Genomic DNA, 19,204 nt, shown 5'->3' with positions numbered 1-19,204 from the left:
TATGCGAAAAACCGTACACATTGTGCTTCCGTGGAGGTAACCGGACCATATGTATGCGAAAAATCGAATACATTGTGCTTACGTGGAGATAACCTGATCAAATGTATGCGGAAAATCGAACACATTGTGCTTCTGCGGAGGTAACCGGACCAAATATATGCGAAAAATCGAACACAATGTAACCTTTAAATCTGCATTAGGTGCATAGGCGCTTAAGCTCCAGCTTGTTTCGCCCGTTAGGGTGATTTTGTCTTGTAGAATTTTCTATCCCCGTATACAGTAATCTTGCAAAAGTACAGTAACATTTCACGCTTTTGCGTGCTATTCTTGGGCCAGAAATACTTGAAAGACCATAGGGAAGGAGGTGCCCCGGACAAAATTGAATGCGTTTTCAAGAATGAAGAAAGCTGTGCTTCACACGAAGCATTTATCTGAGGGAGGCGGAAGGGTTGAAGAAAATTAAACAATGGAAGCTCGGACTCATGATGACAGTGCTGATGCTTATGCTGCCAGTGCTGATGCTTATGCTGCCAGCAGGAACAGGTAGCGCAGCCGCTGTGCTGGAAGAGGTTCCATTTCCGATGGATTCCAGCAATCAGGCCGGATGGTGGTCTCCCCTTGCCACGTATGGACTGGGTTATGAGTATGCGTACATGGCCTATAATGCACCGGGAACTATTGCCGGTAAACATACCGTAGCCATTGCCAGACGGGATAACGATGGGGTTTGGAGCAAGCTGCCGCTCATGAACGGTACCGCACCTGCAGAGTATATCGACGATCTGGGGCATAATCAGCCGTCGATGGCCAGAGACGGGAGCGGCCGGTTTCACGTATTCGCCTCCATGCACAGCAATCCATGGCAGTACTTCCGTTCGGATACGGTAGGCGGGATTCCGCAGAATCACTCCGATGAGCTGCCTCAAGGCATGACGGTAACCTATCCGGTATTGGCGACAGCCCCGAACGGGGATTTGTATCTGATGGTGCGTGCTGATAAAGATCCGGCAGGCAAAAGAGAGGCCGTTCTGTTCCGCTGGAATAATGCCGAATCTGTGTGGAGCCAGGTCAAGGTGATTGCCGCGCACCTTAACCGGTCTGTCTACCCTGACGATCTGGTCTTTGATGCCAGCGGAGATCTTCATATCTTGTTCGAGTGGGCGTATTTTGCAGCCAGCCCCCTGCGCCACCAGCTGTCTTATCTGAAATATAGTCCTTCCACGGGGGTATTCTCCAAAGCAGACGGAACTCCTGTGTCAGCTCCGGTCTCACTGACTACCGCAGATATTGTGCAGCCTATGGCTCCTGGTGAAGCCTATGTACAGAGTGGCAGTGATCCCGGCGGACCGGGCGTTCAGAGCGCAAAAATGACGCTCGATACTCTCGGCCGCCCGGTTATCGCTTACCGCTATCGTGAAGAAGGCGCCACGAGCTTCTCGGTTAAGCAGGCCACTTATGGCACAGGAGGCTGGGTGCTGCAGACGGTCTATAATGCAGCTCCGACTACAGCCGCGATTGATGTGACCTGGGCAGGCAATGCCGCAAGAATCTATTACGTGAAAAGCAGCGGCAGCGATCGTGCATTCATGGCCTTAAATACGGGCGCAGGCTGGACCGATACATCGCTTGCGCCGGGTATCCCGGTCGAGCGGCTGGCGGTTGACCGCAGTCCCAAAGGTATCGATATCCTGTATCTGGTGGATGTGACGAACCTTAAGCTCTACTACGGGCGTAACGAATAGACGAATAGAGGAGGACTCAGATTCCTTTATTTGTGTTAATCAGGCGTTATTTGCGGAATCTCAGTCCGCTTCAATGTAACTTTCCATGCGTCAAAAAAAGAACCTGAGCTGCAGCTCAGGTTCTTCATATTGCATATATACATACACGATGATATAATCACTTCACAACTGTTTTGATTTTAAATAACAAAGTTGATGCATCTTATATATTTAATATAACATGCCGGAAATTTCTTGTCAAATATTTTTTCAACTCAATAGTTAGGGGAGATATGGAATGGATGCTTTGGTTCTTGGTTTTGAGGAAATGGATAATACGCAGCTGTTGCTGGTTGGCGGCAAAGGGTTAAATCTGGGGATGTTATCAGGAATAGAAGGCATCCAAGTCCCCGAAGGCTTCTGTGTTACAACTGCGGCTTATCAGGAAGCAATCTTGCATAACGAAACCTATCATGTCTTACTGAGCCGGCTAACCACGCTGCGAACGGACAACCGGGAGCAGATTAGTGAAATCAGCAGGGAGATCCGTAGGATCATTACGGAAGCAGAAATTCCTTCCGGGGTTATAACAGCAGTTACACAGGTTCTCTCCCGGCTGGGGAGTGAACAGGCTTACGCGGTACGTTCCAGTGCGACTGCTGAGGATCTGCCGCATGCCTCTTTTGCCGGCCAGCAAGACACCTATTTGAATATTATCGGCGTTGATGCCATCCTCCAGCATATCAGCAAATGTTGGGCCTCACTATTCACGGACCGAGCGGTAATCTACCGGCTGCAGAATGGTTTTGACCACAGTCAGGTCTATTTATCGGTTATCGTTCAAAGGATGGTCTTCCCGCAGGCTTCGGGCATTCTGTTTACCGCTGATCCGGTTACGAATAACCGCAAGCTGCTGTCCATTGACGCCGGCTTTGGACTTGGAGAAGCATTGGTCTCAGGCCTGGTGTCTCCCGATTGCTATAAGGTGAAGGAGGGCGAGATCGTCGATAGGCGGATTGCAGCCAAAACATTGGCAATCTACGGACTGCCGCAAGGCGGTACCGAAACCCGGCAGCTTGATTCCGGCCAGCAACAGGCGCAGACGCTTACTGAACCGCAAATTTTACAGCTGGAACGTATTGGAAGACAAATCGAGGCTTATTTTGGCTCACCCCAGGACATTGAATGGTGTCTGGCTGATGATACCTTCTATATTGTGCAGAGCCGGCCCATCACCACGCTATTCCCGATCCCTGAAGCCAGTGATCAAGAGAACCGCGCTTATGTATCTGTGGGTCATGGGCAAATGATGACAGATGCTATGAAGCCGCTGGGACTGTCTTTTCACCTGTTAATTACTCCTGCTCCCATGCGTATAGCCGGCGGAAGACTGTTTGTCGATGTCACCTCCTATTTGGCTTCGCCCGCCAGAATGATGATCATCGATACCTTGGGGAAATCCGATCCGCTCGTCAAAGACGCGCTTATGACTATCGTGGAGCGGGGAGATTTCATACAAATCTCACCGCAAGCTGAAGCGGTAGCGCAGTCCGGCAAAAGCAATCCAGATAAGCCGCCCGCAGGCGATCAAACACCTGCCGGCAGCGATCCGGCCATCGTTACGGAGCTGATCAAGAGTAATGAAGCATCGGTAGAAGAGCTGAAACACAACATCAAGACGAAATCAGGCTCGGCTCTATTCGAGTTCATCCTTGAAGATATCCAGGAACTGAAGAGGGTTCTATTCAACCCGCAAAGTACGGCAGTGTTCATGGCCGCAATGGATGCTTCCGCATGGATTAACGAAAAAATGAACGAGTGGTTAGGTGAAATTAACGCGGCTGATACCCTTTCGCAATCGGTGCAGAACAATATTACTTCGGAAATGGGTCTGGAACTGATGGATGTCGCAGATGTGATTCGTCCTTACCCGCAGGTCATTGATTATCTACAGAGTACACAAGAGGAGGACTTCCTGGACGGGCTGATTACCTTAGAGGGCGGACTAGAAACCCGTGACGCGCTGACGGATTATCTCAGCAAATACGGAATGCGGTGTACCGGAGAAATCGATATTACCAGAACCCGCTGGAGCGAGAAACCGGCGATACTGATCCCCATGATTCTTAGCAACATCAGGAACTTTGCACCGGATGCCAGCAGACAGAAATTTGAGCAGGGGCGGCAGGAAGCTTGGGATAAAGAACGGGAGCTGTTAGACCGCTTGAAGCAGTTACCGGATGGAGTACACAAAGCCGAAGAAACCAAAGTAATGATTGACCTGGTCCGGAATTACATCGGTTACCGGGAATATCCTAAATACGGCATGGTTAGCCGTTACCTGGTTTATAAGCAGGCGATACTGAAGGAAGCCGGACGGCTCGTTCAAGCAGGCATTATCCGCGACACAGAAGATATATACTACCTCAATTTTGAAGAGCTTCACGAAGCCGTCCGCACGAATACAACCGATTACCGGCTCATCAATAAACGTAAAGATGACTATAAATTATATGACAAGCTCACTCCCCCGCGCGTGATTACCTCTGACGGAGAAATTCTGTCCGGCCAGTATAAACGGGATCATCTCCCGGCTGGGGCTATTGCAGGTCTGCCTGTTTCTTCCGGAATGGTAGAAGGCAGGGCACGTGTGATCCTCAACATGGAAGAGGCTAATCTGGAGGAGGGGGATATTCTGGTCACCTTGTTTACTGACCCCAGCTGGACCCCGTTGTTCGTCTCCATCAAAGGCCTAATTACCGAAGTCGGCGGACTGATGACCCATGGCGCAGTGATCGCACGGGAATACGGCTTACCGGCAGTTGTCGGAGTGGAGAATGCCACCAGACTCATCCAGGACGGGCAACGCATCCGCGTGCATGGAACCGATGGGTATGTTGAGATTTTGCAAATACAATAATCATGCAGCATGACCGGAGGGGTAAGGAAGGGTATACAAGTTTTTACCAAAAGACGTTCAACGAAGAGTCTTCTATTGGAGAAACAGAAGCTAGGAGATTCTTATTGCAGACTTAGTGTTGACTTCTATATTATGGTATATTTACCCCTATAGATCACCAGCTGGATAATGGCATTCTGGAGAGGGTTGTATATGAGACTAGCTAAATATTTGAAGTTATCAATGATAGTGTTATTCGTTCTAATGATTGGTTCAGCATGCCAAAACAACCAGGAAGGAGGGCCGGACGGCTATATTTCATTGAATGAATTAACGGATTTATCGGAAAAGGGCAACACATTGGATTGGAGCGATTTGAACAAATATTCTTTTGAGGATACCGGTTCAGGATTATATATAAGGAATTATCCCATTGAAGGAGGGCGCCAGCTTGTACTTACGGGTAAAAGCCTGGAAAGTCCGCCGGAGAGAGTATATGTGGTTAATCAAAGCGGCAAGGAGTTAGATTTCAATCCAGACAGCATGAGCGAATGGAGTCGTTGAACTGAAATTTATCATAAGCAAAGAAGCCCCCTATAGAGCTCTATAGGAGGCTTCTTTGCTTATAGCGATCAAACAAACTTCACCTTTTATTGATAGTCAGGCAGCCAGTCACCATGGGCAGCGATCAGCTCATCACACATATTAATGATATCATCCATCGATAGCTCTGCTGAAGTATGCGGGTCCAGCATGGCTGCGTGGTAGATATGCTCTTTCTTGCGTGTCATGGCGGCCTCAATCGTTAGCAGTTGTGTATTGATATTCGTCCGGTTCAGTGCGGCACATTGCGGAGGCAAATCGCCTACGTAGGTCGGAGTCACTCCACTGCGGTCAACCAGACAAGGGACCTCGACACAGGCTTCTTTGGGCAGATTAGGAATCAGTCCTGTGTTCATAACGTTGCCGCCGATCTTAAACGGCACATTGGTCTCCATCGCTTCCAGAATATAAGAGGCGTATTCATGTGAACGTTCATGCGTAAGCTCCTGATTATTCACCAGCTCCTCACGCATCTGTTCCCAGCGACTAATCTGTTCTACGCAACGGCGCGGATATTCGTCAAGAGGGATCTGGAACCGCTCGATCAGCTCAGGATAATTTCTTTTGATGAAATACGGATGGTATTCGGCATTATGCTCGGAGGATTCTGTAATGTAATAGCCGAATTTCAGCATCATCTCATAGCGCACCATATCACCGTGAGGCTCAAGCTGCTTCTCTGCAGCGAGGCGTTTGATCTCCGGGTACAAGTCCTTGCCGTCCTTGGTAACCTTGAGCAGCCAGGCCATGTGGTTGATGCCGGCAATCGTCGCCTGTACACCTTCCTGTTCTATCCCGAGGTGACTGAATAATCCGGGGATACATTGCTGCACGCTGTGGCATAATCCCACCGTATTTACGCCGCCGTAAGTGTTCATCACATTCGTTAGAACAGCCATCGGGTTCGTGTAGTTCAGGAACAGCGTATCCGGACAGACCTCACGAATATCCGCAGCGAAATCGAGCATGACCGGAATCGTGCGCAAATTGCGGAATAATCCGCCGATGCCTGCAGTGTCCGCAATGGTCTGACGCAAGCCGTACTTCTTCGGAATTTCAAAATCTGTAATGGTACATGGATCATATCCGCCGACCTGAATGGCATTGATTACATATTTGGCGCCGCGCAGCGCTTCTTTGCGGTCGGTATAGGCGATGATGGTACAGGTGCTGCCGCCGCTGTTCTTCAGGTTCGTAAGCATATTCTCGGAGTCTTTGAGCCGCTGAAGATCAATATCATATAGTGCAAGCTCAAACCCCTGAAGTGCAGCCGTCGCCATGATATCCCCCAAGACGTTTTTGGCAAAAACCGTGCTGCCGGCACCGATAAATGTAATTTTGGACATTAGACATTAGCCTCCCGTAAGTTGCGGAATACGCTTCATTCATTTGGAAATATGAATCTTAATCCGAATGATAATCGTTGGTTTAGAAGCTTTTTCCGCTGTTTTCTTCTATAATCACTATAGAATAGAACAGAAGGAACGACTATGGAGAAAGACAAGATAAATATGGAGGAATGTTGCATATGAATCCGGACCATTATGATTTCACTTTAGGGATTAATCTTACACCTGAGGAGCAGGATCTGTCTGTCCTGTTCAGCGGGGAGGCAAGACCTTATCCCGGCCATAAAATCGGACCTTCCGTTCACGATTTTTATTTGATACATACTGTCCTGGAAGGCGGGGGTCTGTTTCAAAGCGGTATGTTCTCTGCCGAGTGCAAGAGTGGGGACACCTTTGTTATTTTCCCCGGTGCGCTCTTCAGTTATCAGGCAGATCAGAATGTCCCTTGGCATTATGCCTGGGTAGCCATGCAAGGGATTGGCGTTCAAGAACTTCTCTCCGCTGTCGGCATTACCAGAGAACAACCCTTCATGCATTCCGGTAATGTCACAGAGCTTCATAGCTTGTACGAACGAATCCGGCATGCCTTCCAGCAGTCTGCTTACCCGCGGCTGGAGAGTCTGGAGGCTTCAGGCTGGGCACGGCTGCTGCTACATCAATTTGGGCTGGGTAATTTAAGCGCGCTGCCCCTGCATCCTGCCGAGATGCCCGAGATGATTGACCGGCAGATTGACCAGGCCATCCGCTGGATTTCGCTGCAGTTCCACCAACAGATCAGTATTGATCACCTGGCGTCCTCTCTCGGCTACCACCGGGTGCATCTGTCCAAAGCCTTCAAGCAGCGAACCGGATTGTCGCCCAAGCAGTTTCTGCTCAAAATGCGGATGGACAAGGCCAGACAACTACTCGGGTCTCCGCTGACCATAGAGCAGGTGGCTTCGTCCGTAGGCTTCAATGATGCGCTGTATTTCTCCAAGCAATTCCGCAAGCACACCGGCATGCCGCCGAGCGAGTACCGGGCGGGTCTGAGGAACGGGGATTAGCTGGTGCATGGTGATACTATTGGTTATTGTAGAAGAGAATCATATTCATAATTTCCGGAGCGCCGGAGTTTTGCTTCATGATGGTAAGATTCTTCTTCAAAGAGGAGTCGAAGATACTGAATATGCTCTTCCAGGTGGTCATGTGGCTTGGGGGGAGACAAGTGCAGAGGTTCTTATCCGTGAGTATAAGGAAGAACTCGTGTAAACATATCAGTAAAACGGTTAGTTTGGGTTGAGGAAGCCTTTTGGAAGTGGGGAGTAAAAGAAGCGCATACGTTATGTCATTATCATCTAGTTAGTTTAAACAGCGCTACGCAGATTCCTTTAAGTGGACTTTTTAATTCCTTAGAAACGGATGAATCCAGATTGATTTTCAAGTGGGTAGATCTAAATGATTTACAGGAGTATAAGGTTTACCCTGAGTTTCTTAAGAAGAAAATCTCGAATTTAGCAGATGGAGTGGAGCACTTTATAACCCGTGATTAAGTAAAAGGGATATCATCTATACATTTACAAACACCCCGCCGAGCACTTAGCTTGGCGGGGTGTTTTGATATCATAACACGCTAATCCCGAAATTTTTGTTGTATAAGAGTCATTCTCCACCTCCTTTTTGCATGTCATTTATTGGTTTTCCCGAAGCTGTTCAGAAATTGTTCATATGTCAGGTTTACAGTAACTTAAACTGCTATCAGCGCAGTGATCATGCAGGTTACGCAGACAATGGGCTGTAGACTTCAAACCAATCGATGACGAAAAAGGAGGAAGTATTCATCAATGAAAATGAAAAAAATTAGCATTTGGCTCGTACTTATTCTATTGGTTACCCAATGGACAACAAGCTTTGGCTCTTTCACTGAACGTGCTCATGCAGAACCCAGTAATATTACGGAAAATCTGATCACCAGCGTTTCTCTGGCCGTGTATACGGATGAGCACTACTCAGAGACAGTCACCGGCAATGTATACCAGCTTGATTCCTATTCCGAGCTGAACTATACGTGGTCATTAGCAGATGGGCACGGTTATGAAGCAGGCTCCACTTTTGAATTTAATATTCCCGATCAGTTTGAGCTTTATAGTGATTTGGATGGGGATCTTCTATTTGGTGGAGATACAGTAGGCACCTATCATGTCGATAAAGGTAATAATCATGTTGTCTTTACGTTTAATGAATTTATTGAACAATATGATCAAGTACAGGGGACCTTTACTGTCCGTTCACTGCTTAGCTCCAAAAAAATAAAAGAATCGACCACGCAATTTGTGACGTTTCCGATTAATGGCGGCACCCAGGTAATTGAACTTCATTTCAAGCCTAACGTCAGCTCAACGATAGAGAAGAAAGGTACTCCATTGCCTCAATTCTACAATCCGACGCAAATCGGCTGGACCGTCGATGTCAACAAGACATTGGAAAGTGTGGGCAACGCAGCCGTTACCGATACGATTCCGGATGGGTTGACGCTTGATACAAGCTCCATTATTGTCCGTGAACTTGAAGTGAAGCTGGATGGTACAGTTATAGCTGGTGACACTGTTCCGGGTAGCAGTTATGATGCCTCCGGGTCCACCACGGCGAAGCTGGAATTGAAATTCAATCAGAGCCCGATCACCAAGGCGTATCGTGTAGAATTCACCACCGATATTACAGCCAGCGGTGAGGATGCTGTCAGCTATGAGAATACAGCTATTTTTACGGGGGACAACGGTTTATCCAAAGAATCGAAGACTACCGTAACCGTAGGACGGGGCAAGCCGCTTAACAAGGTAGTCGTGCATCACGATGATGCAACCCAGACTACGACTTGGGCGATTGAATTCAATTATAATGAAAAAAACGTCTCTGCAAACGACGCGATCCTGAAGGATACAATTGACCTCAATCATAAGCTCATCGAAGGTTCGCTGAAGGTATACCCGGTGACTATTAAGGCTGATGGTACAGGGGTTAAGGCTACTGAGCCACTTCCGGAGAGTAAATACACGATCACAGAAACAGTGGTAGATGGTAAAAATCATTTTGAACTCAAATTCAAAGATGCTATTGATTCGGCATACCGCATCGAATACAAAACTAAAGCGCCGGAACGTGTTTTTGAAAATGACAAGGTCATTAATACAGTGACTTACGGCGAACACTCGGACTCAGCTTCACAGAATATCACCCAACAAATATTGGTCAAGGGTAACAGCGAAAAAGATTATCTGAACAAGACAATACGTTGGACAATTACGATCAACAAAGATTCAAAGACGATGGAAAATCTGAAAGTAACGGATACCTTCGTTAACGCAGGACTCAAGCTGGTACCGGGAAGCCTTACGATTAAACCGGTCGCTGGAGGTCCCGCTGTCGCCACTGAGGTTGTTTATACCGAACATGATCCTGTGGCGGTAAACGACGGGTTCACGATTACTTTTAAAGCTCCGATCTCTGAACCGTATACCATCACATACCTCACTAAGTTTAACTTTGATTGGTTGACCGAAGGAAAAGACCGGTTTGTCAATCAGGCAGTGTTGAATTGGCTGGAGGGTGGAAAGTCTAAGACCATCACAACAACATCAACATTCGATCCAAGAGCAGAAGTGAAGAATAACGGTCTCAAGAACGGTTCGTACGATGCCATCAACAAAGAGATTACCTGGAATGTCGGGGCCAACTATAATATGAAAACCCTGACTAATGCCAAATTGGTGGATACGATCAGCAGCGGTCAAATTGTGAAACCGGATTCCGTTAAGGTGTTCAAATGGATCTACGGCACCAATGGAAACCCTTCGGTGGATGTAAACGTTGATGAAGATGATTACAAGGTAACTCTAACCGGCGATAAGCTGGAGGTAAGCTTTAACAAAACGATCAATTATGCCTTTTACGTTACCTTTAAGACTACTTTCAAAGATCAGGTCATTGATCTGAAGGATGTCGACAACACTGCAGTACTGTATGACGGCACGACTAAAGAATCCGCTGACCTCAAAGCTTCTGTTAATATTCCTAATGGAGGCGAATATATCGCCAAGACAGGCGCACAAAACAACAATAAGATTGACTGGACGGTGTATATCAACCGTAATCAATCCGTTGTGAAGGACGCTTTAGTAACAGATACTCCGAGTGAGAATCAAATTCTGCTTACTAACACTTATCATCTCTTTAAGACCAATGTCGGAAGTGATGGGAAGATTACATCTTCAGGAGTGGAACTGATACGCGGCACAGATTATACACTGAACTTCTTGAAAGACAGTGAAGGCAAAGAAAGCTTCGAACTGAAGTTTACCAAAGAAATCTCGGAAGCTTACATTCTTCAATACCAATCTGTGATCACTGCACAAAATAATGAAACAGTCAGCAACGTGGTAAGTCTTACAGGTACGAATGTGAAAAAGGTTATCAAAGAAACCAATTCTGAAGTTATAGTTCAGCTCTCCAGCGGTTCCGGCACAGGCAGCGGTGTCAGAGGCACGCTCAGCATTGAAAAGATTGATGCGAATAATCCTAGTAAGACGCTCAAAGGAGCAGCCTTTGACTTATTCCGCGTCATCGGCAATGAGCAGATTTGGATTAATGAGGGAGTAACCGATGAAGAAGGCAAGCTTGAATTCACAAAACTGCTCGGCGGAGATTATGCAGTAGTTGAAAAAAATGCACCTGCAGGTTATCTGTTAGATACGACACCTCATGCAGTTAAAATTAATTCAACTACAGGTATAGAGCTGCAAATCACAAACAAAACATCAGCGACGCCAACACCATCACCAACGGCCACACCGACACCGACGGTTGCGCCAACACCATCGCCGACGGTTGCACCGACACCATCGCCGACAGCGACACCAACAGTAGCGCCAACACCATCGCCGACGGTGAAACCAACGGCAACACCGACTGTTGCGCCAACACCAGTACCAACGGCAACACCGACTGTTGCGCCAACACCAGTACCAACAGCAACGCCGACTGTTGCGCCAACACCAGTACCAACAGCAACGCCGACTGTTGCACCAACACCAGTACCAACAGCAACGCCGACTGTTGCACCAACAGCAACGCCAGCTCCAACAGAACCAACGGCGCCAACAGCAACACCATATGTGCCGTCAACGCCGTCATCGACACCAACAACTCCTTCAATACCAGGAGTCATAGTCACGCCGGGTCCAACAGTAGTTCCAACGGTGACACCATCAGTTTCACCATCGGCTTCACCAGAACCTACAAGTGAACCGACAAATGCACCGACAGCAACACCTGTAATTAGCAGTCCTCCAAGTCCACAGCCAACAGCTGTCAACACAATAGAGGATATTCCGGTCGAGGGTGAAATCCCACTTGGGGGAATTCCTAGCCTTGGTGATGAGCCTGAACATGGAACCGTCGTGATTACACCAGACGGGAAATGGAAGTACACACCTGACCCTGGCTATACCGGAAAAGACAAGTTCACTATTATCGTTAGCGATAATGGAGAGGACCAGGAGATCGAGATCGAAGTAGTGGTAGATGAAGTGCCTAAAGGAACAGTTGAAGAACCTTCACAAAATGAACCAACGAATCAAGGCGGTCTGCCGGGTAAGCTGCCTCAGACCGGTGAAGAAAGTCCGATAGGCATGTACCTAGCCGGAATGGGTCTGATCATCCTTGGTTTCGTGCTCTCGAAGAGATTTAAGACACGCAAGTAGAAACGGCTTTGCAGTCCTTTTTAAAGAACAGTTTTCAAAAAAAATAATGGTAAACAAAAGACCGCCGCTTCTAATTGAAGGGTCTTTCAGGTCTTTCAGGTCACTCCGTTCGCTTACCGTACGTTTTCTTCCAATAGTCCAGCCATTGCGGATAATCGGTTCCTTTTATCTCGTTCAATGTTTTTCCATCTATTGAATACTCTCCGCCCGCCGTGATTAGATTTTTGATTTTACTTCTTGGACCGGAGGTTCCGCCTATAACATCACCGTCTACAAGCATGACAACCACAGAAATAAAGTAATCTTCCGGGCTAAACAACTTTTCCAGCGGATGATCCTTTACAAGAAAATCATAAGAGACGATTTCTTTCCCGAAATAGGCAGAAGGTTCTTTCTCCTGAACTGCCCAGAGCAGCATATAATCCAGGTTTTCAAGCATATTCTGCTCCAAGGTATATTTTGTGACCTCTCCTTCATCCGCAACAATTGTGTAACCAAGAGCTTGAAGATAATCGGCGGCGATTTGTTCGCCGGTCTTTCCCATCTTGGAATCTTCCTTGTTGCATCCAATCATTGCTAACAACATAAGGAATAGAAGAAGGTATACCAATCCTTTTCGCTTCATTAATTTCCAAAAGCATAGAGGTCTGAGTATCACTTTTCTCAAACCCTTCATAAGAATTGAGCTCTCGGCCGAAAGAACTATAGATGATATTATCATAAAATACTTTATATGGAAGTATGGTAATTAAAGGATTTACCTTGAAAATTACAGATATCATTTTAAGAAACATAATCATTTCCGGTATCAATTAACGATTGATCATCAGACAGATACCCCCAACCGATTTGAACGGTAAATCAAGATACGGTAATATTTAATGTACATAATAATAGAATGGGCATGAACAACTTCACTGCCGGTATCGCTGTATAAAGGAGCATGTAATAGACATGGATTATACGCTGGAAGCAATTCTTGAAGAAATGAAAATGGAAATAGACAAGTGGCTCATCTATATCAGTGATAAAGAAGCAGAGAAAATTGTAAAACGGACCACGCTGCAGGCGGGCATTCACGGGTACGCTCTTATCGAATATGCGGATGGCAGAGTGGATGTGACAGATAATTTGCTTGGTTTAAACGAATCGGGTAAAAGGATGCAGATTACCCCTGAGCAGTTGACAGAGGTACAAGTGCGGGAGCAGATCATCCCTGAGCTTGCTTCGTATATGCAGAACAAATTAAATGCATTGCCGCCGGCAGTCCTGGATTACCGGTTCAGGGTTGACGGGAAATTCAAGGTGAACGAAGGTGATGTCCATGTGCGCATTCTTGAATATGTAGATGAGGCGAAGAGGCAACAGCTGCTGGAACAGATCCGCCTATATACCTTAAACAAGCTTGACGCCGGCAAATATCCGACCAAGCCGCTAGAAACTTTTTTCCTGGCCCGGCATCTCCTGGATGAAGGACTGTATCCCGTCTTGGATTCCGGCAGAACCATCGCTGTGTATGACAAGATACAAGAGCTGAACAAGGGGAACAAGCATCTGGCTGAGCATCGCAATACTATCACCGTAGCACTCAGGAACTGGGTAGAAGATCATTGGCTGCCGCGTTATTTCGAGAACACAGGAACCCAGTGGCAGACGGGATTTACGAAGAAGAAAGATGCTGTACTGGAAAATGCCGGGCAAGAAATGGTCGAGCTCGTGATCTATGCTGCAGTTTGCATCCTCAAATATGAGCCTTCCTACAGCAGAAGTGCGGGGCTTGCCTTCCTGCAATGCGCGCTCGAACTCGGCAGTGTCCAGGCTGCACGGCTAATTAATCATGGCAGCGGCGCCTTTGCTGAAGAGGTTACGAGATTACGCAATGATCAGGTGGAATGTAGCGCTAATGATGTATTTGCCGAGGTACGCATCCGTATTAATCAGGAGTCAGAGGAGAGTTATGCGTTTGCGCTCCGGTTTCTGACGAATCTGCTGAAGTCGGGCTTTCCAAAAAGCTATCAGATCAAGCTAACCTCCTCAGTTAAGCACTGGCTGCCGCTCAAAGGACTCGCCAAAACGGGCACGCACCGTTTCTTTGCGAATGCGCTTGAATACCCGAAGATACACCCTTTGCTTGAAGAGTATGCCATAGCAGCGATGGAAACCTTCGAATGGTATACGGATGCAGAAGCGGAGAAATGCTGCATGCCGGGCAGCTATGCGGTCTTTGGACTGGGTCTCACAGATCAGGCATATTTCCCGCTGGCCCTTCAATATATGGAGAAGGTAGATGTTGAACATCAGTCTGTCCAGAATAGATTCACAGCTGCGTTAATCGAACAATACGGCATTAACAGAGAGATGCTTCCCGTGCTGTTGACGTGTATGCTGTACTGTACAGATTCATTAAAACTGAAGATGACGCGAGAGTTGGAGGATGTGGGGCTGCTTAGACTGCTGCTCGATCAGGTACGCGGCCTGCATTACTACCAGGTGGAACATCTTGTCTACCTGATCTGGGGCGGGAAGAACAAGCTGCAGAAGCTTGCTGACAAAGCTGAGGGAGAGAAGAAGCAATACCTTGCCGGGCTGATCCAAGCGGCCAATCGGAGCTGATACCACCACTGAAAGCTAATATTAATTTAAAAATAATCATTGCAAAATAGTAATAAACCATCTATTGTGGATAAAGAAGCTCTTTGATATCTGTTTTGTCGAGTCAAACAAGGAGTCCCAGGCTTCTTGCGGTATAATTGTAGACATTTCGAATCTAGGAAGGAGGCTATTCATTATGGAGAAACAAGAGGTTGATGTGGCAATTATTGGCGGCGGACCGGCGGGACTGAATGCTGCCCTGGTACTGGCAAGAGCAAAGAAAAAGGTAGCGGTGATTGATGAAGGCCGTCCCCGCAACGAAGTAACTGGTGCGGTTCACGGATTTATTACGCGTGATGGGATCAGTCCGGGGGAGTTCCGGCGAATTGCCAAAGAAGAGATCCTGGCTTATCCCTCAGCGTCCTTCGTGGCGGATACAGTTATATCCATTGCGGGAACCGACGGCCGATTTGAATTGCGTACGATGCAAGGACAGGTGATAACAAGCAAAAAAATATTGTTTGCTGTCGGCATGAAGGATCAGCCGCTTTCTATTTCGGGCCTTAAGGAGGTATACGGAAAAAGCGCCTTCGTCTGCCCGTATTGCGACGGCTGGGAGTTAAGAGATCAGCCGCTCGTCATCATCTCGAAGGGGACTGTCCTGACGCATTTCGCTCCGGTTATTTCCGGATGGACAAACCAGCTTACGGTTTGTACGAATGGTCCGGATGAACTGACGGAGGCTCAGCGCCAGGAGTTCCAGCACAATGATATTCCCTTGTTCGACTCACCGATCCGGCATATTGACTCGAATGATGGCATCGTTCACCAGGTTGTGCTGGAAGACGGGACGGAGATTCCGTGCAGGGGAATCTTTTTCAAACCCGAGCTGGTAATGGGCTCTGACCTTCCTCGCACCCTCGGATGCGAATTTACGGAAACAGGAGTACTCGCCGTTAATGAATACGGAAAAACAAACATTCCGGGCATTTATAGCGCCGGGGATGCAGCATCCATGATGCATCAGGCAATAGCTTCGGCTTCGGCGGGCTCATTTGTGGCTGCGGTCATGAATAATGAGCTGAATACAGAGGCATGGGCAAAAAACCTCAAAGAAGTCCGGTAGCAGATTTAGCACCCAGACCTTGCAGCCAATGTACCAACTCAGTAGCAGCATTGCGCTGAGCAGCGTCTAAGGGAGTGAGTCCGTCCCACACTGAAATCCAGTTAATATCAGCCTTACGGTCAAGCAGGTATTCGGCAGCGCCTCGTTGTCCGCCATGGCAAGCGCACCAGAAAGCAACGTTCACTTCGTCGGGAGGAAATGAGTGTTCTACTCCCCAGGGGTATTGCTGCGAGAGCGGACTTCCGGCGAAGTGAGCCTCCATAACCTCAAGCAGACCTAGTGCGGCTGCATGCCAAAGAGCAGGATTGGCTCCACGCTCAATTAACCTATACGCTGCCCGCCATTGCGCGAATGCCACTGCGTCGTCGAGCGGCGTTCCGCCGGCTATGACGGCACCGGAAGCCTCGATGTCGGCACCGGCATCGAGAAGGAGGTCTAGCACTTCGACATCATCGCAGCTTGCAGCCCAATGAAGCGGCGTCTCGCTGTGTGTTCCGGAGAATCGGGAATTCACATCCGCACCGGCCTCTATCAGCGCGGCAATTGTTGCTGTATTGTTAGGGAAATGTCCGGGCCAATCAGTCGCAACATGCAATATAGAACGAGATTCACCAGTGCTGTTGCTGCTGTGGTCTATTCCTGTAATTCTTGAAGTAGCGAGCCCGGGATTCTCGGCCAGTAACTGCTTCAGTGATGGAACATCACCGGTATGAATCATTTTAATCACTGTAACAACCAGCGGATTGTCTTCTGGTATGCAAGTTATTTTCTTCTCATCACACATAAATAGAATACCTCCCGTCCATGATCTCTTTTATGGATTTCACTAATTATACTTCATTAAGGGAAGCAGATGATATTTGAACAAATTACTTGTTATTTGCAAGCCGATGTTTTATATTGACATAACAGTAGGTCAATAATAAAGGAGGTGAACGGACGATATGACTCCCCGCACGAAGGAACAAAACGAAGATATCCGGCTGCGGCGTCTGGCGCAAATCCGCAAGGCTGCTGCCGATGTCTTTTTGAACAAAGGAGCTTTGCTGGAAATCCGCGATGTGGCCGCGCAGGCAGGACTCGGTTATGGCACGGTTTATCATTATTACAGCAACAAGGGCGATTTGCTCAATGATCTGCTATGGGACGCATTGGATCGGGCCGGCAGATGGCTGGAAGCCCCGCGAGTGAACCCGGGAACCACGGATTCCGAAAGCGTCAGCCTTGAAAGGGCTGCTGCCGCAGGCGTCCGGCTGCTGCAGCTTTGGGCGGAGGACCACTCCGTATATTTGCTTTATAAGCTGGCAGGTGAGGGCTTTGCCTCGCTGCCTGAAGGGCGTTCATCCCCGCTCTCGAACGCTTTCCGCCAGGAGGTGCTCACGCCATTTGCTGCGCTGCTGGAAACCGGGAGCGCGGCGGAGGGGGCTGCTGCTTCCGGCGGAAACGCAGCGGAATCACCGGATAAGCTGCAGCGTGCGGAAATGCTGCTGGCCGCCATGACCGGCTGCGCCTCACTTTCGCTTCGCCGCGGGAAGCTGCACGAGGAGGCCGGGGATATCGCCCGGCTTCTGAAATTCTAGCAAGGATAAGGAGCGAATAAACCAAAGATGATTATTCTAAAATCAGCCCGAGAAATCGAAGAGATGAAACAGGCGGGTCAAATCGTGGCGGATTGCTACCGCGCGGTGGCCAACCTGATCGAACCTGGGATTACCACCCAAGAAATCAATGACTTTGTAGCCAGGCACATCACAAAGCTGGGCGGCAAGCAGTTCACAAAAGGTTATAACGGGTTTCCCGCAGAAACCTGTATTTCGATTAACGATGTAGTGGCACACGGCATTCCTTCGAATCGGGCGGTTATGGACGGAGACTTGCTGAAGCTCGACATCGTCGCGGAATACGGCGGATGGTTCGGCGATTCGTGCGTGAGCTATGCGGTGGGCAACATCCGGCCGGAGGCGCAGCAATTAATGAAGGTGACGAAGGAATGTCTGGACCTGGGGATCGCCCGGGCGGTTCCCGGAGGCCGGCTCGGCGACATCACATCGGCGATTCAACAACACGCGGAAGCGAACGGTTATTCCGTTGTGCGTGATCTGCTGGCGCACGGGATCGGGCGGAGCCTGCACGAAGAGCCGAGCTACGAGCATATCGGCATAGCTGGCAAAGGCATCCGGTTAAAGGAAGGCATGGTATTTACCATTGAACCCATGATCAACGAAGGTACGTACCGTATCATGATTGACGATGATGAGTGGACGGCAAGAACAGCAGACGGCAAGCTGTCGGCGCAATATGAGCATACGATCGCAATCACGGCGGACGGTCCGCTGATTCTGACTGCCCAATAAACGAACCCTGTCCTAGGGGGATATATTAGGAGACTAAAGAATAATTACTGCAATAATGTACTATCCACCAACAGCTTTTAAGCTGTAATATTACCGGTATATAATCTGCACAAAGAAACTACAGGAGAGTGTTACTATTTCAAAATACGTCGAAATCGGTTACCCGATTTATGCAGGAATGCCCGTTTTTCCAGGATTGCCAGAAGTGAAATTAGATCCAAGAGAGCGCTTGAGTAAAGGAGATGAATGGAACGGAAGTGTATTAACCATTTATCTTCATGCGGGTACCCATGTTGATGCACCGTGGCATCATTTGAATAACGGTAAGGGCATAGATGCTGTTCCAATTGAAGACTTCATCTACAGAAGCCCGCTATTAATTGACTGCCCGCTGGGCGCTGACGGTTTCATTACAACCGCTATGCTTGAGGCATACGAAGAGCTTCATGAAGCAGATATTCTAATCTTCAATACGGGCTATTGGAAATACAGGGATACGGATTTCGAACAATACGCGAATCATTTCCCGGCCGTCTCTCCCGAAGCTGCTGAATACATCCGGACGAAGCTGCCAAACTGCAAAGCCGTAGCTATTGATACCTTAAGCATTGAAAATATGGCGGAAGCCAAAAGAACCGGCTTTTTTGTCCACCATGCCTTTTTAGACCATGAGAAGTATAAAGAGCCGACGATGCTAATTTATGAAGACATTAATCCAGCGCCGTTAATTAATAAAAAACTCATTTCCGCCTTCGCAGCACCCCTTCGTATTAAAGACCATGACGCTTCTATTATTAATATCATTGTTGAAGTAGAAGCTTAAGA

General features: G+C 48.0%; 14 protein-coding genes. 11 read left to right on the top strand and 3 right to left on the bottom strand.

The features are described from left to right. Positions 1–449: 449 nt before the first annotated feature. The 3 genes from QW71_RS01710 to QW71_RS36785 all read left to right on the top strand — a co-directional run bounded on the left by QW71_RS01710 (position 450) and on the right by QW71_RS36785 (position 5,184). Positions 450–1,742, top strand: coding sequence for a BNR-4 repeat-containing protein (locus QW71_RS01710; protein ID WP_200905867.1), 1,293 nt, complete (start codon positions 450–452; stop codon positions 1,740–1,742). Positions 1,743–2,019: 277 nt separating this feature from the next. Continuing rightward, entirely contained in the window at positions 2,020–4,641 is a 2,622-nt protein-coding gene (ppsA, locus tag QW71_RS01705; protein ID WP_039292248.1) for a phosphoenolpyruvate synthase, read from the top strand. Positions 4,642–4,833: 192 nt separating this feature from the next. Then, positions 4,834–5,184, top strand: a complete 351-nt coding sequence (locus tag QW71_RS36785) for a hypothetical protein (RefSeq protein ID WP_039292246.1) — start codon at positions 4,834–4,836, stop codon at positions 5,182–5,184. Positions 5,185–5,270: 86 nt separating this feature from the next. Here QW71_RS36785 and QW71_RS01695 read toward each other — a convergent pair whose 3' ends face one another. Further along, positions 5,271–6,569, bottom strand: coding sequence for an alpha-glucosidase/alpha-galactosidase (locus tag QW71_RS01695; protein WP_039292244.1), 1,299 nt, complete (start codon positions 6,567–6,569; stop codon positions 5,271–5,273). A gap of 182 nt (positions 6,570–6,751) precedes the next feature. Between QW71_RS01695 and QW71_RS01690 the strand changes: the two genes are divergently transcribed. The 3 genes from QW71_RS01690 to QW71_RS01680 all read left to right on the top strand — a co-directional run bounded on the left by QW71_RS01690 (position 6,752) and on the right by QW71_RS01680 (position 12,307). Further along, positions 6,752–7,615, top strand: a complete 864-nt coding sequence (locus tag QW71_RS01690) for an AraC family transcriptional regulator (RefSeq protein WP_200905866.1) — start codon at positions 6,752–6,754, stop codon at positions 7,613–7,615. A gap of 7 nt (positions 7,616–7,622) precedes the next feature. Next, positions 7,623–7,820: an NUDIX domain-containing protein gene (locus QW71_RS42120; RefSeq protein ID WP_052769832.1), complete on the top strand. Its 198-nt coding sequence runs from the start codon at positions 7,623–7,625 to the stop codon at positions 7,818–7,820. A 572-nt stretch (positions 7,821–8,392) separates the two neighbouring features. Continuing rightward, positions 8,393–12,307, top strand: a complete 3,915-nt coding sequence (locus tag QW71_RS01680; RefSeq protein WP_039292242.1) for a collagen binding domain-containing protein — start codon at positions 8,393–8,395, stop codon at positions 12,305–12,307. A 100-nt stretch (positions 12,308–12,407) separates the two neighbouring features. Here the strand turns inward: QW71_RS01680 and QW71_RS01675 are convergent, their stop codons facing one another. Then, a complete protein-coding gene (locus QW71_RS01675; RefSeq protein ID WP_052769831.1) occupies positions 12,408–12,851 on the bottom strand; it encodes a hypothetical protein in 444 nt (147 codons plus the stop codon). Between the two features lie 410 nt (positions 12,852–13,261). Here QW71_RS01675 and QW71_RS01670 point away from each other — a divergent pair, with 410 nt between their 5' ends. Together QW71_RS01670 and QW71_RS01665 are read left to right on the top strand one after the other, a co-directional pair. Then, complete coding sequence (locus QW71_RS01670; protein WP_039292239.1) at positions 13,262–14,920, top strand: DUF6138 family protein; 1,659 nt, start codon at positions 13,262–13,264, stop codon at positions 14,918–14,920. A 175-nt stretch (positions 14,921–15,095) separates the two neighbouring features. After that, positions 15,096–16,025, top strand: a complete 930-nt coding sequence (locus QW71_RS01665) for an NAD(P)/FAD-dependent oxidoreductase (protein ID WP_039292236.1) — start codon at positions 15,096–15,098, stop codon at positions 16,023–16,025. Here QW71_RS01665 and QW71_RS01660 read toward each other — a convergent pair. Continuing rightward, on the bottom strand, positions 16,009–16,809 hold the full coding sequence (locus QW71_RS01660; RefSeq protein ID WP_047013548.1) for an ankyrin repeat domain-containing protein: 801 nt from the start codon (positions 16,807–16,809) through the stop codon (positions 16,009–16,011). The genes QW71_RS01665 and QW71_RS01660 overlap by 17 nt on opposite strands. A gap of 160 nt (positions 16,810–16,969) precedes the next feature. Here QW71_RS01660 and QW71_RS01655 point away from each other — a divergent pair, with 160 nt between their 5' ends. The 3 genes from QW71_RS01655 to QW71_RS01645 all read left to right on the top strand — a co-directional run bounded on the left by QW71_RS01655 (position 16,970) and on the right by QW71_RS01645 (position 19,202). Further along, a complete protein-coding gene (locus QW71_RS01655; RefSeq protein WP_039292234.1) occupies positions 16,970–17,605 on the top strand; it encodes a TetR/AcrR family transcriptional regulator in 636 nt (211 codons plus the stop codon). Positions 17,606–17,632: 27 nt separating this feature from the next. Next, positions 17,633–18,379 (top strand): type I methionyl aminopeptidase, encoded by a 747-nt coding sequence (gene map, locus QW71_RS01650; RefSeq protein ID WP_039292232.1) that lies wholly within the window; start codon positions 17,633–17,635, stop codon positions 18,377–18,379. Between the two features lie 100 nt (positions 18,380–18,479). Then, positions 18,480–19,202 (top strand): cyclase family protein, encoded by a 723-nt coding sequence (locus tag QW71_RS01645; protein ID WP_306766015.1) that lies wholly within the window; start codon positions 18,480–18,482, stop codon positions 19,200–19,202. Positions 19,203–19,204: the final 2 nt, after the last annotated feature.

It is taken from the genome of Paenibacillus sp. IHB B 3415 (genome assembly GCF_000802655.2).
Classification (GTDB): domain Bacteria; phylum Bacillota; class Bacilli; order Paenibacillales; family Paenibacillaceae; genus Paenibacillus_AQ; species Paenibacillus_AQ phytohabitans.
This window is presented reverse-complemented; position numbering and strand designations above follow the sequence as displayed.

What these genes read in the sequence shown, in the direction of transcription:
- ppsA (WP_039292248.1), top strand. Translation starts at nt 2,020, where the DNA reads ATGGATGCTTTGGTTCTTGGTTTTGAGGAAATGGATAATACGCAGCTG.
- QW71_RS36785 (WP_039292246.1), top strand. Translation starts at nt 4,834, where the DNA reads ATGAGACTAGCTAAATATTTGAAGTTATCAATGATAGTGTTATTCGTT.
- QW71_RS01695 (WP_039292244.1), bottom strand. Translation starts at nt 6,569, where the DNA reads ATGTCCAAAATTACATTTATCGGTGCCGGCAGCACGGTTTTTGCCAAA.
- QW71_RS01690 (WP_200905866.1), top strand. Translation starts at nt 6,752, where the DNA reads ATGAATCCGGACCATTATGATTTCACTTTAGGGATTAATCTTACACCT.
- QW71_RS42120 (WP_052769832.1), top strand. Translation starts at nt 7,623, where the DNA reads ATGGTGATACTATTGGTTATTGTAGAAGAGAATCATATTCATAATTTC.
- QW71_RS01680 (WP_039292242.1), top strand. Translation starts at nt 8,393, where the DNA reads ATGAAAATGAAAAAAATTAGCATTTGGCTCGTACTTATTCTATTGGTT.
- QW71_RS01675 (WP_052769831.1), bottom strand. Translation starts at nt 12,851, where the DNA reads ATGGGAAAGACCGGCGAACAAATCGCCGCCGATTATCTTCAAGCTCTT.
- QW71_RS01670 (WP_039292239.1), top strand. Translation starts at nt 13,262, where the DNA reads ATGGATTATACGCTGGAAGCAATTCTTGAAGAAATGAAAATGGAAATA.
- QW71_RS01665 (WP_039292236.1), top strand. Translation starts at nt 15,096, where the DNA reads ATGGAGAAACAAGAGGTTGATGTGGCAATTATTGGCGGCGGACCGGCG.
- QW71_RS01660 (WP_047013548.1), bottom strand. Translation starts at nt 16,809, where the DNA reads ATGTGTGATGAGAAGAAAATAACTTGCATACCAGAAGACAATCCGCTG.
- QW71_RS01655 (WP_039292234.1), top strand. Translation starts at nt 16,970, where the DNA reads ATGACTCCCCGCACGAAGGAACAAAACGAAGATATCCGGCTGCGGCGT.
- map (WP_039292232.1), top strand. Translation starts at nt 17,633, where the DNA reads ATGATTATTCTAAAATCAGCCCGAGAAATCGAAGAGATGAAACAGGCG.